Source organism: Acinetobacter genomosp. 33YU (assembly GCF_001990725.1).
GTDB classification, from domain to species: Bacteria; Pseudomonadota; Gammaproteobacteria; order Pseudomonadales; family Moraxellaceae; genus Acinetobacter; species Acinetobacter seifertii.
In genome coordinates this window covers 121693-135895 of the sequence record NZ_LFZQ01000010.1, presented here as the reverse complement: position 1 = coordinate 135895, position 14203 = coordinate 121693, and the positions used below count along the sequence as shown (strand labels likewise).

Here is a 14203-nt window from a genome sequence, read left to right as displayed (position 1 = left end):
CAATATTAACGTCTAGCAGTGACTTTGTTTTATTAAAACGAGTGAATAAAAAACCCAGCTTAAGCTAGGTTCTTCAAATCATTAAATTTGAGACTGAATATAATTTTGTAGGCCAATCAGTTCAATTAAACGCAACTGTTTTTCAAGCCAGTAAGTATGGTCTTCTTCGGTATCTGATAATTGTTGACGTAACATGTCACGACTAATGTAGTCGCCTTTTTCTTCACACAGTTTAATACCTGTCGCTAATTTTTCACGCACGTGATATTCAAGTGCTAAATCAGCTTTTAAGCAAGATACAACGTCTGTACCGACATTGATATCCTCTCGGTGCATGTTTGGTTTAGCACCTAAAAACAATACACGACGAATAATTGCATCAGCATGAGAAGCTTCTTCTTGCATCTCATGGTCAATACGCTCATAAATCTTGTTTAGACCCCAATCTTCATACATACGAGAATGGATCAGATATTGATCACGGGCAGCCAACTCTCCGCCAATGAGCATATTTAAATAGTCTATGACTTCTGGATTGCCACGCATAATAAATCTCCTATCGTATGAGTCTATTATGGGCAAACTTAAAAATGATTGCAAAACAAAAAATAGTTAAGTTTATGATTTTTATCAAATTAAAATGAGAAACATACGCATTTGCAGTTTAAGTTATTTAAATTTCCTCTGCAAAAAGAAACGCTTGTCCGATTTATAAGCTCAAAACAAGCGTTCAAATATGGCATGAACCATCAATTTATAAATTTGTAACTAAAATCAATGGTTCTTATTTCGCTAAGTCTTTTAGCTCAAAGTCTGCCCATAACCCGCCATGAGTGATAAGAAATCTGTTTCATTCATGACAGGAATACCTAATTTCGCTGCTTTTTCTAGTTTTGAACCAGCCTTTTCACCCGCAACCACACATTTAGTTTTACTCGATACACTACCACTTACACGTGCACCTAATGCTTGCAGCATTTGAGTCGCCTGATCACGTGTCATTTGCTCTAGTGTACCTGTAAGTACCCAGCTTTCACCGTTTAATGGTTGTCGTGTTGGTGCTGTTGGTGCATCCCAATGAATACCAGCAGCAATTAAACGATCAAGTACTTCAATGTTATGCGGTGCCAAGAAGAAATCAGCAATCCATTCAGCAGTAATATCGCCTACATCAGGAGTTTTCTTCAAAGCTTCAATATCAGCAGCTTTAAGAGCCTCTAATGTCTGGAATGTATTGGCTAACATTCTGGCAGTTGTCTCACCGACCCCACGAATACCTAAGGCATAAATAAAACGCGCAAGCGTTGTTTTCTTACTGGCTTCAATGGCATCAATAAGGTTCTGTACCGACTTTTCGCCCATTTTTTCGATGCCCAACAGCGTTTCTCTGTGTTCATGTAAATGGTAAATATCAGCAACATCTTTGAGTAAATCGAGGTGTAATAAAGACTCAACCCAACGATCACCCAAACCTTCAATATCCAGAGCTTTACGCGATACAAAGTGACGAATAGCCTCAATACGCTGTGCAGCACAATATAAACCACCAGAACAACGTGCAAGAGCCTCACCTTCAGGCATAACTACAGGAGATGCACATACTGGACAGTTTTCAGGTAAATGAACAACTTCTGCATCAGCGGGACGGAACTCTGGCCAAACTTTTTCTACTTTAGGAATAACGTCACCCGTACGATAAACACTTACCGTGTCACCAACACGTACATCTAGACGATGAATTTCACCAATATTATGCAAAGTCACATTAGAAACAGTCACACCACCCACAAAAACAGGGTTTAAGCGTGCTACAGGTGTTAAAGTCCCAGTACGGCCTACTTGCCAGTCAATCTGCTCAACAGTGGTCAGTGCAGCTTGTGCAGGGAATTTATAAGCAGTTGCCCAGCGTGGTTCACGACTTAAAAAACCAAGTTGTTGTTGTTGCTTTAAGTCATCAACCTTTACGACCATACCATCAATTTCAACTTGGAGGTTTGGACGCTCTTGCTGAATTTGTTCGTAGCGCTGCTGTACTTCTTGAATTGAGTTACACAAGTATTGACGCTCAGCAATTTGGAATCCAAGCTCTGTTAGCCATTGCAAACTATCATGCATGGTCGTTAAGTTATGGTTTGGCTCACACTGCGCAATACCATATGCATAAAATGCTAAAGGCCGACTAGCAGCAATATTCGGGTCAAGCTGTCTTAAACTTCCTGCTGCTGCATTTCGAGGGTTAGCAAAGGTTTTTTCACCTTTTGCTTCTTGGTCAGCATTGAGTTTTTCAAAACCAGACTTTGGCATGAGTACTTCGCCACGAACTTCGAGCAAACGTGGAATTTCGTACTTTTCAGAGTGCAGAACTTTAGGCAAGTTACGAATGGTTTTTACATTTTGCGTAATGTCTTCGCCCGTTTCACCATCGCCACGAGTTACACCACGAACTAGGACTCCATTTTCATACCATAGAGAAATCGCAAGACCATCAAGTTTTAACTCAACTTCGTATTGTACTTTTTGGTTTGGTAGTCGCTCTTCTACACGGCGTGCAAATGCAAATAAATCTTCTTGGTTAAATACGTTGCCCAGTGAAAGCATTGGCACTACATGCGTCACACTCTCAAATTTTGAAAGTGCTTGTCCACCTACTTTCGTTGTTGGTGAATCAGCTTGGATAAGTTCAGGATTTTGCTCTTCTAAAGCTTTTAGCTGATGAAATAAATGATCGTATTCACTGTCCGAGATTGTCGGCTGATCCATGACATAGTAGGCATGGTTATGCTTTGCAATCAGTTGAATAAGCTGACGCATCTGTTCGATCACGGAAGTTATTGCCATTATATTATTCACCATAAAAAAGGGTGGAAATTTCTCCACCCTGAGCTGCGACTAGATATGTTGCAATTATCGCAACCTATACAAAAAATTTAAACTAGGCTGTTGCCTGTGCAGGACGATAATCAATCACATGATGACGCCAGTGTTCTTTTAACTGCGGCGTAAACTCGAGGTTATTTTCATCATAAACCTTACCATCAATTTCACGAGCAATTAGGCCTGCAATACTGGTCATCATGTCAAAACCCGTAACTGCTTTACTGTTTGGAAGTGCAAGGAAAAATGCCAAGCCTTGAACTTGTTCAGCAGATAAAGTTTCCAAATCGAAACCAGCAGGACCGTTATCTGTCATACGAAGTACAGAGAACATGAGTGCACTTGGTTCATCGGTATTTTCATAACGATGGAAACAAGACATTTCACCGTAACGTAGGCCATATTTTAAAAGTACTTTCAGCGCTTTATCACCCGATAACGCACGGCGCGGATTCGGATAAACATTTAATGCAATAATTTGCTCTGCTACTGCTAATGCACTTTCGTCGTCATAACGTTGTTGCTCATGTAAATGAACATCCAAAATATTACTTTCACCTTCAAATTCAGCAATTTCAGCAGTTTCAATATTTGGATTTAAACTTAATTCTGGTTCAGTTTTTGGCTGATCTTCTGCAACTTTTTGTTCAGATGAGCTTATAGCTTCTGGGTCAGCAGAAACAGTATCAGTTAACTCAACTGAACTATTTTCACTTGCAGTTGGACTTACAGTAGTTTCTTCAGCTTTGACTTCTTCTACTGGCGTATTTACAACGGGTGCCGGTGTCTGGTCTATTTGAACTTGTTCTACTTCTTTTGTTTCCTTTTCTTCTGGTTGTACTCGCTCGCTTAAAGTTGGTTCCACTCGTTCAGCCACATTTGCTGATGCTGCGACCGCTTCAGGCTGTTCAAGTTGATCTCGTACATGACGAGGGATAACCGGTTGATTACTTTCAGGATTAATATGCAAATCACTGTCTAGCGAGGGTTCAGCGTGGTTCGGCTTTTTTAAAATCATTCTTAAGCCAACTAGCATGATAATAATGGCAACAACGATGCCAATAATCGTATTGATTTCCATTCTATGACTCCGAAACTAACCCGTATTCTTTTGCCTGTTCTAAATTGACAGTGACTAATTTTGATGTGCCCGGTTCAGGCATAGTAACACCCAACAAGTCAGTTGCCATGGTCATCGCCAGCTTATTATGTGTAATGTAAATGAATTGTACATGTTCAGAAAGCTCTTTTACCAAATTACAATATCTCTGTACATTCGCATCATCGAGTGGTGCATCTACTTCATCGAGTACACAAAATGGTGCCGGGTTTAACCTGAAAATAGCAAATACTAATGCTAACGCCGTTAACGCTTTTTCTCCACCGGAAAGTAATGCTAGAGAACTATTTTTCTTTCCAGGTGGTCTCGCCATGAGCTTAACCCCAGATTGCCAGTCATCTTCCAGACTTAAACTTGCCTCACCACCATTAAAAACCTTTGGAAACAGGTTTTGCAACTCTTGATTGATCTGGTCAAAAGTTGTCATAAACAGCTTACGGGTTTCTTGGTCAATGCTTTTCATCGCATCTTTTAACTGAGTTACCGTATTTTCCAAGTCTTGAATTTGGTGACTCAACTCATCAAAACGCTGAGAAACTTCTTCAAACTCTTGTGAGGCTGCCAAGTTAACCGCACCGATTTTTTCAAACTGCTTTTGTACCTTTTCCAGTTTTTGCTGGTGCTCGGTTAAATCTATTTTCAAGCCCGTTTGAAGTTCAGCATTTAGCTCTTTAAGCTGTTCTTGATAATGCTCACGGTCAGATTTGGCTGCTTGCCATGCTAACCGTTTCGCTTCAAGTTGTTCTCTAACTTGCTCATCTTTTTGCTGATATTGATGACGTTGGTCTGTGAGTATTTGTTGCTTTTCCTGCACACTATTGAGTTCAAGCTGCCATTCATTCCAGTTCTTTTGCAACTTTTCAGTTTGAGCAAATTGTTGTTGAAACTCGGACTCTAGGTTTGGTAACTCTAACTGAATAGGGTCAACAAACTTTTTCGCTTGCTCCATTTGTGCATTAATTTGTTGATATTGGCTCTGTAAGAATGAAATATCTTTCTCAAGCAATTCGATCTGTTGTGTCGTCTGCGTGCTGTTCCGACGTAAAATCTCGCGTTCTTGCTGCTGCTGTTGCAAGACTTGTTGCTGTTCTTCAAGCTGCTCTGTTAATTCTTCTACCCGAAATTGCAAAGTTTTATAGTCAGGTAAAATAGTTTCTAACTTCATCGCAAGCGCATGCAAATCAATTTCAAGATCGTCTTTTTGCATTGCATCTTCTTCAAGTTGCAAGTCTAACTGAGCGAGTTGATCTTTCAATTGCTGTTTTTGCAGTAAAAATGCTTGTGCCGCAGTTTGCTGTTTAGCAATTTGCACGTCTAGCTGCTGCAAGTCTTTTTGTTTTTGTTTAATAACTTGTTGTTTCTGCTGTAAGTCTGCTTGTAGCTGTACGAGTTTTTCTTTTTCCTGAACAGTAACTTGATCTAATGCTTGTAGTTCGGGTTGCTGCTTTTGAATAACTTGTTCAATTTCATCTAGACGAATACGATGGCTGAGCATACCTTGTGCACTTTGACTTTCGTCATCATACATAAGAGCAATTACCCAATCCTGCCCGACATGGTAGCCATCTAAAGTCAAAACAGACTGGCCGTGTTGCAGTTGCTTTTGCTCATTTAAAGCATCAGATAAATTTTGCGCAATCGCTACATTTGAAAATATTGAAAGCTGTGGTGATGCAATCCAGTCATTTAAACAGGCCAAATTTCCTTTAAATTTGCTTGTTTGTTCTGACGGTTTTAACTGGCGAGCAATTCCTTCCTGAAAGGCTTGTTCAGTTTCAACAATATGTGCCTGCAACCATTTTGCTAAAAACTTTTCAATAATCTGCGCGTGTGGCTTACCCTGCTCCGTTAACTCTAAAGCCTGCATTAAACGTAGCGTATCTTGGTTTTGCTTTGGACTTTGTTTAGCAACAAGCTGGCTTAAGTTTTTCTGCTCAGATAATAAAACCTGTATTTCTGTTTTCAGTGTTTGTTGCTGATTTTTGGTTGCCTGATGCGCTTGTTGAAACTGTTCAATCTGTTGCACAGATTGCTCAATTTCAGCCTCTAACGTTGAGATTTCACGACCAAGCTGCTGCTGTAGTTGCTCAAGCTCGCCTTGTTCATCTTCGTGTACTTGCGATTGAATCTGACTTGCCTGATGTTGCAGCGTTTCTTTTTGCTGCTCAATGCGCTGAACATTTTTGCCTAGCTGCTCAATTTGCGCAGACATTTGCATTTTTTGCTGCTGTTGTTTTTCAACCTGAGCTTTTACTTGTTCAAACTGTTGCTGTGCTTGTTTTTGCTGTGCTTGTAAGCCAGCAAAGTTCTGTTCTGCTTCGGCTGCAGTATGTTCAACCGTTGTTAAAGCTTCAGTTTGTTCTTCTAGCTGATTATTCAATGTTTCAAACTGTAGTTCAGAAAGTTGTAAACGCTCTTTCGTCTGAGCTTTTTGCTGTTCTAATTGAACCAGTGTCGTACTATTTTGCTGAAATAAACTCTGTTTTTGTTCTAGAGTCATTTTAAGTTCAGACAGTTTCTTTTCAGCTTGCTGCCACTCTTGTTGTAACGGTGAAGACTGCTGAATAAGTCGCTGAAATAAAGCACTGGTCGATTCTAAATCATGTTCAATTGTACTTAGCTCAGAGCGAACTAACTTAAAAGTTTCGCCCAGTTCATTCATTTGAACTGTATATTCTTCTTGTAGGCGTACACTTTTATCTGTCTGAAAAGACAAAATTTCAATTTTTAGGGTACGAATCTGACTTTCTAAGGTTTTATATTGAACCGCTGCTTCTGACTGGCGTTTTAGCGTTTTAAGCTGAGATTTTAACTCAAGCGCAATATCTTCTAAACGTGAAAGGTTTTGCTCAGTATGTTCAAGATGTTGCAAAGTCTCCCGTCGACGAGCTTGATAGCGTGAAACACCCGCTGCTTCTTCAATAAAAATACGCATTTCTTCAGGCTTGGCATCAACCAAACGGTTAATCATGCCCTGTTCAATCACAGCATAAGAGCGTGGCCCTAAACCCGTTCCCAAGAAAATGTCGGTAATATCACGACGACGACAACGTGTACCATTTAAGAAATATTCAGATTTACCTTCACGGGTCACCTGACGACGGACAGCGAGCTCATTATAAGCGTTATAGGCTCCACCCAATTTGCCATAGGTATTGTCAAAACGCAGTTCTACACTAGCAACACCCACTGGCTTACGCTTGGATGTTCCGGTAAAAATAACATCTTGCATGCTACCACCACGAAGCTGACGAGCATTTGACTCACCCATCACCCAGCGGATCGCATCAATAACATTGGATTTGCCACAACCATTTGGACCAACCACTGCTGTGCGGTTCGCCTTAAAATTTAAAGTTGTACTATCTGCAAAAGATTTAAAGCCGGAAAGTTTTAAACTGCTTAAACGCATAATGCCCTAACTAGCGGCGTGAGCGTCTTGCCCAAGCCAATTCAATCTGTTTCATTCGTGTCAGCGATTCCAACACAAGGTTACGTAAGTGTCGACAAAAATCTTCCATAAATAAAGCGGCTTGTTGTGATTTTCGGATCAAAATTGCATCAGTCACGAGTTTAAATAATGCAAACGCTTCTTGCAGTTCCCTTTTAGAGGTATTTAAGGTCAAAAAATAACTGCGACGTAGTGAAGGTAATAATTCTTTATAGAATTTCATTAAATAAGGATTACCCACCATATCTTGCTGTTCAGCGAGATATTGGAAAATGGCATCGTAGAATTTTTCGATATCGCCTGCTTTTACATGCTCAAATAATTGTTCTTGTAACAGCTGTAATTGATCAGCTTCGTGTGCACGCCATGTTTCACTGATGCGTTGTACAATATGCCCTAATAGCATCACGTTTGTATCAAACAGTGCTTTCACTTGTTGTGCAGACATTTCTGAGACAATTGCACCGCGACGCGGAAAAATTTCAATTAAATGCGTACGTTCGAGTAATAATAATGCTTCACGAACTGATCCCCTGCTTACATCGAGCTCTTTCGCAATACGAAGCTCTTGTATGCGTTCACCTTCGACCAATTCGCCGCTAATAATCTGTTCGCTAATATATTTGACAATTTGCTCAGAAAGACTTTCTGTCTCTTCGAGATTCATAAATCACCCGCTACTTTTTATATGCATTAATCCATGCTTTTCTTTCGCATTCTTGTTTTTAACTGATCCCATCTATTAAAAACTATGTCATTGTCTGACAATTTTATTGCATTTTAAGCCAACCCACCCAAAATCCATACTTAAATCGGATAAAAAACCTATCTTTAGGCTTTTAAAAGCTTCAAATAAAAAAAGCTTAAACTTTGTGAGTCTAAGCTTTCTTTTCTATATTTTTCTGAATAAAAGCGATTTTTAATTCATAATGCCTTTATAAATAAAGTAACTTCCAACCACCACGAGCAAACAAGCAAAGCATTTTTTTAGCATTTGTGGCGATAAAGCATGCGCAACCTTAGCACCAAGTTTAGCCGTCACAAAACTCATGACACTAATACCAATAAATGCATAGATGTGCACATAACCAATCGTGTTAGGTACAGAAATGTGCTCTTTAGCACCAAACCACATAAAGCCAATCGCACCTGCAACAGCAATAGGCAAACCACAAGCAGCAGAAGTCGCGACTGCTTTTTGCATGACTACGCCATGACGGTTTAAATACGGAACAGTTAAGCTACCGCCACCAATACCAAAAATTGCAGAGGCAATACCAATACCACCACCTGCCATAAATTGCATAGGCGTCGAAGGAAGTTGGCGTGATGGGTCAACAACCACATTTGCGCCTTTAAACATACGATAGGCCATTACAACAGCAAAAACACCAATAAGAAGCTGTAAATGCTGACCAGACATCAAATCAGCAATACCCGCCCCCAAGAATGAACCAATCACTAGCCCAGGTGCCAAATTACGAAAAACAGGCCAGAGGACTGCACCTTTTTTATGATGGGCAGAAACTGAACTAAATGATGTCACAATAATGGTGGCAAGCGATGTTCCGACTGCAATATGCATGATTACCGCTGGGTCATAGTGCAACTGAGTAAACACGACATAGAGGATTGGTACAATAATTAGTCCACCACCAACCCCAAACAATCCGGCAGTAAAACCAGCAATTGCGCCAATGAGTAAATATATGATTAACTCCATAAATGTTTTACCACTCTGCTCATATTCAACATGGATTTAGAGACTCGCCAACTACAACAACTTTTAAGCGCAAAAAACCAGCTTCCAGAAGTGGTTTTATTAAAAGCAACCACAACTTCGACCAATGATGATATTCGTGAAATTGCCCAAAAAGGCATTACAACAGGCTTGGTTTGCAGTGCTCAACAAACTCAAGGGCGAGGTCAACATCAACGGCAGTGGATTTCACCTGAAGGAAACATTTATTTAAGCACATTGGTGCAAACTCGAACACCCTTAGATGGTCGCTTAGCACTTGAAGTTGCTCTAAATATTTTGCAAATCCCGCAGTTACAAGCTTTAAGCTTACAAGTGAAATGGCCAAATGATTTGTATAGTGTGCATGGGAAATGGGGTGGAATTTTGGTCGAACCACTTTCCCAACATCAGGCTATTGTTGGCGTAGGTATTAATTTAAAGACACCACCAGTGACTGATAGTGATCAGCCAATCACCTCTTTAGAAGATTTAGGTCTAGAGCAAATGAGTCGGCTTGAGCTAATTTCAGAGCTTTATATTGCAATTCAAAATGCAGCTCGCTGGTTTGATCATGGTTGTTATAACCTAGCAGGTCGTTTTAACCACCATGCAGCATGGCTTAATCAGTTAGTTCAGTTTGAACATAGTCAAGGATTGGTACATGGCCGTTTTGTTGGAATTTCTAATGAAGGTGCGGTAATTCTTGAAACTCCAGAACCACAGCAGTTTTATCAAGGTCGTTTAAGACCACAATCAACTCAGTAATCAGGTATTTTCCCAATGAAAAGTTTATGGCTTGATATCGGAAACACCCGTTTAAAATACTGGATTACTGAAAATCAGCAAATTATTGAACATGCAGCCGAGCTACATTTGCAGTCTCCTGCCGATTTATTACTTGGGTTAATCCAACACTTTAAACACCAAGGTCTGCATCGAATTGGAATTTCTTCAGTTCTCGATACTGAGAACAACCAACGTATTCAGCAGATTTTAAAATGGCTTGAAATTCCAGTGGTTTTTGCCAAAGTCCACTCGAAATATGCAGGCCTACAATGTGGCTATGAAGTGCCAAGTCAGCTCGGAATTGACCGCTGGTTACAAGTACTTGCTGTTGCTGAGGAACAAGAAAACTATTGCATTATTGGATGTGGAACAGCGCTTACGATTGATTTAACGCAAGGCAAACAACATTTAGGTGGTTACATCCTCCCTAATTTATATTTGCAGCGCGATGCACTCATTCAAAATACCAAAGGTATTAAAATTCCAGATTCAGCTTTTGATAATCTGAACCCGGGCAATAACACTGTAGATGCAGTACACCACGGTATTTTATTAGGCCTCATTAGTACCATCGAAAATATTATGCAGCAATCTCCTAAAAAGCTGCTGCTGACTGGTGGTGATGCCTCTCTTTTTGCTAAATTTCTACAGAAGTACCAACCTACTGTTGAAACAGATCTTTTACTTAAAGGGTTGCAACAATATATTGCTCATTACCCTAAAGACTAAAACACAGAACAAAATAAAAGGCGCTCTGAGCGCCTTTTATTTTATGAATTTATTTCTTTTGGTCGTTGTTACCAAACAGTGGTCCCATTCCGCCACCGCCGCCGCCAAACTGCTTTTGCATATTGCCTAAAGAACGCATCATTTTGCTCATACCAGATGGATTCGCAAACTTCTTCATCATTTTAGCCATTTGCGCCTGTTGCTTAATGAGTTTATTCACTTCCGCAACATCCATACCACAACCTGCCGCAATACGTTTTTTACGACTTGGGTTCATCAGGTCAGGGTTACGGCGCTCTTTAACAGTCATTGACTGGATAATAGCTTCCATCTTTTTGACTTGCTTTTCAGGGTTCGCTTGCTCAATTGCTTGCTGAATTCCTGCACCGCTCATGCCAGGCAACTTGTCTAAGAAGCCCATCATGCCGCCCATTTTTTTCATTTGCTCAAATTGCATTAGCATATCTTCAAAGTTGAAGCTTCCACCTTTTTGCAATTTTTTCGCCATTTTCTCGGCTTTTTCTTTGTCGATTTTACGTTCAACTTCTTCGACTAAAGAAAGTACGTCACCCATACCTAAAATACGTTGGGCAACACGGTCCGGATGGAATGGTTCTAAGGCATCAAGCTTTTCGCCCATACCCAAGAACTTGATTGGTTTACCTGTAATTGCACGTACAGAAAGTGCCGCACCACCACGCGCATCACCATCAGTTTTAGTAAGAATCACACCAGTAAGTGCCAAAGCATCATTAAATGCTTTAGCAGTATTTGCAGCATCCTGACCTGTCATGGCATCAACCACGAACAGAGTTTCAGTCGGTTTAACTGCTGCATGTAATTCTTTAATTTCGTCCATCATGTCTTCATCGACATGTAAACGACCTGCTGTATCGACAATCAACACATCAGCAAACTGGATTTTTGCCTGTTCAATTGCACGGTTAACAATGTCAATTGGCTTTTCAGAAGGATCTGATGGAATAAAGCCTGCACCAACTTCTGCCGAAACAGTTTCTAACTGCTTAATTGCTGCTGGACGGTAAACGTCGGCAGAAACCGTCATTACTTTTTTCTTTTGACGTTCTTTTAAGAATCGTGCCAATTTGGCAGCAGTTGTCGTTTTACCTGCACCTTGTAAACCGGCAAGTAATACAACAACTGGAGGCTTAGCACTTAAATCCAGTGTTTCATTCGCCTCACCCATCATCTTGGTGAGTTCGTCATAAACAATTTTTACAAATGCCTGGCCTGGAGATAACTGAGTCATCACTTCTTGGCCCAATGCCTCTTCCTTAACTTTCGCGATAAATTCACGAGTTACAGGTAACGCGACATCGGCTTCAAGAAGAGCCATACGTACTTCACGTAAGGTATCTTTAATATTGTCTTCGGTCAGCTGCCCTGAGCCAGTAACATTTCTTAAACTCTGTGTGAGTCGTTCTGTTAAGGTATCAAACATTGCAAAATCCGCTTAAAATGGCTAGTTGCAAAAAAATCTTTCTCGAAATAGAAAATTTATGCATAGAATGCTATAGGATACTTTAGTTCGCAGCGAATTTATATCTTATCTAGATGAATTAATCCTGAAAAAGGTTTGACATGATTAGCCTCCCCTTGGTTTACACAATTTTGGCACTCATCGCATATACCACTTCTTTCTGGTATCTGTTCATACGTTTAATGTCAAAACGTGAACCAAACCCATGGTTATTTGCTTTTGTTACAACCTTGGCACTGCTATTACACGGTACAGTTTTATGTAATGCCATGCTGACACCATTAGGAATTAACTATGATGTTTTTAATTTAGTATCCTTTACCTCATGGCTTATGTTGTTGTTAAGTTTAATTTTTAGTACTTTCCGTCCAATTGTACCTTTAAACTTACTCGGTATTCCTGTAGCAGCGATTGGACTTATTTTAGGTTTTGGCTTTAGTAAACCTGATCAATTTATTGAACAGCATTCGTTAGGCCTAGATACTCATATTATTCTTTCACTTTCCGCCTATGCAGTTTTACTGATGGCAACTATACACGCGATCTTAATATGGTTCCAAAATCGTGAACTCAAAAAGAAACAAAAAAAACGCTTTTGGGTCAATTTACTCCCGCCTATTCAGGCCATGGAATCGTTGTTATTTGACTTAATTATTACTGGTTTTATTTTATTAACCATTGCTCTCGCATTTGGCTTTTTAACTGTTGACAGTTTCTTTGCTCAGCACCTCGCTCATAAAACCGTATTTAGTATTATTTCATGGATTATTTATGGCTCATTACTGATTGGGCATTACAAACTTGGATGGCGCGGTCAAAAAGCGATTCGTTTTACGCTAATTGGCTTTGCACTTTTAGCAATTGGTTTTATTGGCAGTAAATTTGTACTTGAAATGATATTAGGCCGATAAAACAATTAAAATTTCAGCACTACTAGACAGCGTTATACATATCCCGTATAACGCTGTTTTTGTTTTAATCAGGTGGCACAGACTGTGAAACTCATACTCGCTCCAATGGAAGGTTTAACTGACCCGATCATGCGGGATACCCTCACATCTGTTGGTGATTTCGACTGGTGTGTAACCGAGTTTATTCGAGTTACAGACAGTATTTTACCAGACCATATCTATTATAGTTTTTGCCCTGAGTTAAAGAACGACGGTAAAACAGCAGCAGGTACACCTGTTCATGTGCAGTTCTTAGGAAACAATCCAGATATGCTGGCAGCAAATGCAGCCAAAGTGGTTGAACTAGGTGCTCCTGCGATCGACCTTAATTTTGGTTGTCCTGCCAAAACCGTAAATCGACACCGAGGTGGTTCGGTACTTCTTGATGAACCAGACGTGGTACATATGCTGATTAAAGCTGTCCGTGATGCTGTACCAGAGCATATTCCTGTTTCAGCAAAAATGCGTTTAGGCTATCTCGATGAAAACCACACCATGGAAAATGCGCACGCGGTTGAAGATGCTGGCGCAAGCTGGTTAACAGTACATGCGCGAACTAAAGCAGATGGCTATACACCACCAGCTTATTGGGAAAAAATTCTACCAATCAAAGAAGCTTTAAAAATTAATGTCATTGCTAACGGCGAAATCTGGAACAATGCAGATGCAAAGGCCTGCCAACAGCAATCTGGTTGTGAAGATTTAATGATTGGTCGCGGTGCTGTAACGACTCCTGATTTAACACAATGCATTCGTAAAAATATGGATGAGGCTATATTTAGTTGGGAGCAATTGGTTGACTTACAAATCCGTTTTTTAAATGGTCAGGCAAAAACAGAAATTGGGATGGTTGGTCGTTATAAACAATGGTTAGGCATGATGACCAAAGCCTACCCTCAAGCCAAAGAACTGTGGGATCAAGTAAAACGTATTAAGGCTTTAGATGAAATTGTTCATCAATTAGAACAAACTAGCTCATCACATAGCTAATTACTTAAAATTTATAAAATAGGGTGACTGTTGATATAGCCACCCTATTTTGGTATTTCAG

General features: G+C 40.0%; 11 protein-coding genes. 4 read left to right on the top strand and 7 right to left on the bottom strand.

Annotated elements, in window-relative coordinates; translation table 11 throughout:
• Positions 1–81: 81 nt before the first annotated feature.
• The 6 genes from ftn to AC056_RS13265 form a co-directional block, all read right to left on the bottom strand.
• On the bottom strand, positions 82–546 hold the full coding sequence (gene ftn / locus AC056_RS13290) for a heteropolymeric bacterioferritin subunit Ftn (protein WP_001214863.1): 465 nt from the start codon (positions 544–546) through the stop codon (positions 82–84).
• 255 nt (positions 547–801) lie between these two features.
• On the bottom strand, positions 802–2838 hold the full coding sequence (ligA, locus tag AC056_RS13285; protein WP_077163867.1) for an NAD-dependent DNA ligase LigA: 2037 nt from the start codon (positions 2836–2838) through the stop codon (positions 802–804).
• 94 nt (positions 2839–2932) lie between these two features.
• On the bottom strand, positions 2933–3955 hold the full coding sequence (locus AC056_RS13280) for a cell division protein ZipA C-terminal FtsZ-binding domain-containing protein (RefSeq protein ID WP_077163866.1): 1023 nt from the start codon (positions 3953–3955) through the stop codon (positions 2933–2935).
• Position 3956: 1 nt separating this feature from the next.
• On the bottom strand, positions 3957–7406 hold the full coding sequence (gene smc / locus AC056_RS13275; RefSeq protein ID WP_077163865.1) for a chromosome segregation protein SMC: 3450 nt from the start codon (positions 7404–7406) through the stop codon (positions 3957–3959).
• A 10-nt stretch (positions 7407–7416) separates the two neighbouring features.
• Positions 7417–8112 (bottom strand): GntR family transcriptional regulator, encoded by a 696-nt coding sequence (locus AC056_RS13270; RefSeq protein WP_019457052.1) that lies wholly within the window; start codon positions 8110–8112, stop codon positions 7417–7419.
• 252 nt (positions 8113–8364) lie between these two features.
• Positions 8365–9168, bottom strand: coding sequence for a sulfite exporter TauE/SafE family protein (locus tag AC056_RS13265; protein ID WP_068936127.1), 804 nt, complete (start codon positions 9166–9168; stop codon positions 8365–8367).
• A gap of 30 nt (positions 9169–9198) precedes the next feature.
• Between AC056_RS13265 and AC056_RS13260 the strand changes: the two genes are divergently transcribed.
• Complete coding sequence (locus tag AC056_RS13260) at positions 9199–9951, top strand: biotin--[acetyl-CoA-carboxylase] ligase (protein ID WP_077163864.1); 753 nt, start codon at positions 9199–9201, stop codon at positions 9949–9951.
• 15 nt (positions 9952–9966) lie between these two features.
• The gene (locus tag AC056_RS13255; protein WP_077163863.1) at positions 9967–10701 is read left to right on the top strand and encodes a pantothenate kinase; all 735 of its coding nucleotides are present in this window, start codon (positions 9967–9969) and stop codon (positions 10699–10701) included.
• 49 nt (positions 10702–10750) lie between these two features.
• On the opposite strand, the gene ffh is transcribed toward AC056_RS13255, so the two are convergent.
• Complete coding sequence (gene ffh, locus AC056_RS13250) at positions 10751–12163, bottom strand: signal recognition particle protein (RefSeq protein WP_004703430.1); 1413 nt, start codon at positions 12161–12163, stop codon at positions 10751–10753.
• 140 nt (positions 12164–12303) lie between these two features.
• Here ffh and AC056_RS13245 point away from each other — a divergent pair, with 140 nt between their 5' ends.
• Complete coding sequence (locus tag AC056_RS13245; protein ID WP_004703432.1) at positions 12304–13113, top strand: cytochrome C assembly family protein; 810 nt, start codon at positions 12304–12306, stop codon at positions 13111–13113.
• Positions 13114–13197: 84 nt separating this feature from the next.
• A complete protein-coding gene (locus AC056_RS13240; protein ID WP_139344660.1) occupies positions 13198–14142 on the top strand; it encodes a tRNA dihydrouridine synthase in 945 nt (314 codons plus the stop codon).
• The last annotated feature ends 61 nt before the right edge of the window (positions 14143–14203 follow it).

Bases quoted from the DNA above. Each gene is read 5' to 3' on its own strand.
- ftn (WP_001214863.1), bottom strand. From the start codon at position 546: ATGCGTGGCAATCCAGAAGTCATAGACTATTTAAATATGCTCATTGGC.
- ligA (WP_077163867.1), bottom strand. From the start codon at position 2,838: ATGGCAATAACTTCCGTGATCGAACAGATGCGTCAGCTTATTCAACTG.
- AC056_RS13280 (WP_077163866.1), bottom strand. From the start codon at position 3,955: ATGGAAATCAATACGATTATTGGCATCGTTGTTGCCATTATTATCATG.
- smc (WP_077163865.1), bottom strand. From the start codon at position 7,406: ATGCGTTTAAGCAGTTTAAAACTTTCCGGCTTTAAATCTTTTGCAGAT.
- AC056_RS13270 (WP_019457052.1), bottom strand. From the start codon at position 8,112: ATGAATCTCGAAGAGACAGAAAGTCTTTCTGAGCAAATTGTCAAATAT.
- AC056_RS13265 (WP_068936127.1), bottom strand. From the start codon at position 9,168: ATGGAGTTAATCATATATTTACTCATTGGCGCAATTGCTGGTTTTACT.
- AC056_RS13260 (WP_077163864.1), top strand. From the start codon at position 9,199: ATGGATTTAGAGACTCGCCAACTACAACAACTTTTAAGCGCAAAAAAC.
- AC056_RS13255 (WP_077163863.1), top strand. From the start codon at position 9,967: ATGAAAAGTTTATGGCTTGATATCGGAAACACCCGTTTAAAATACTGG.
- ffh (WP_004703430.1), bottom strand. From the start codon at position 12,163: ATGTTTGATACCTTAACAGAACGACTCACACAGAGTTTAAGAAATGTT.
- AC056_RS13245 (WP_004703432.1), top strand. From the start codon at position 12,304: ATGATTAGCCTCCCCTTGGTTTACACAATTTTGGCACTCATCGCATAT.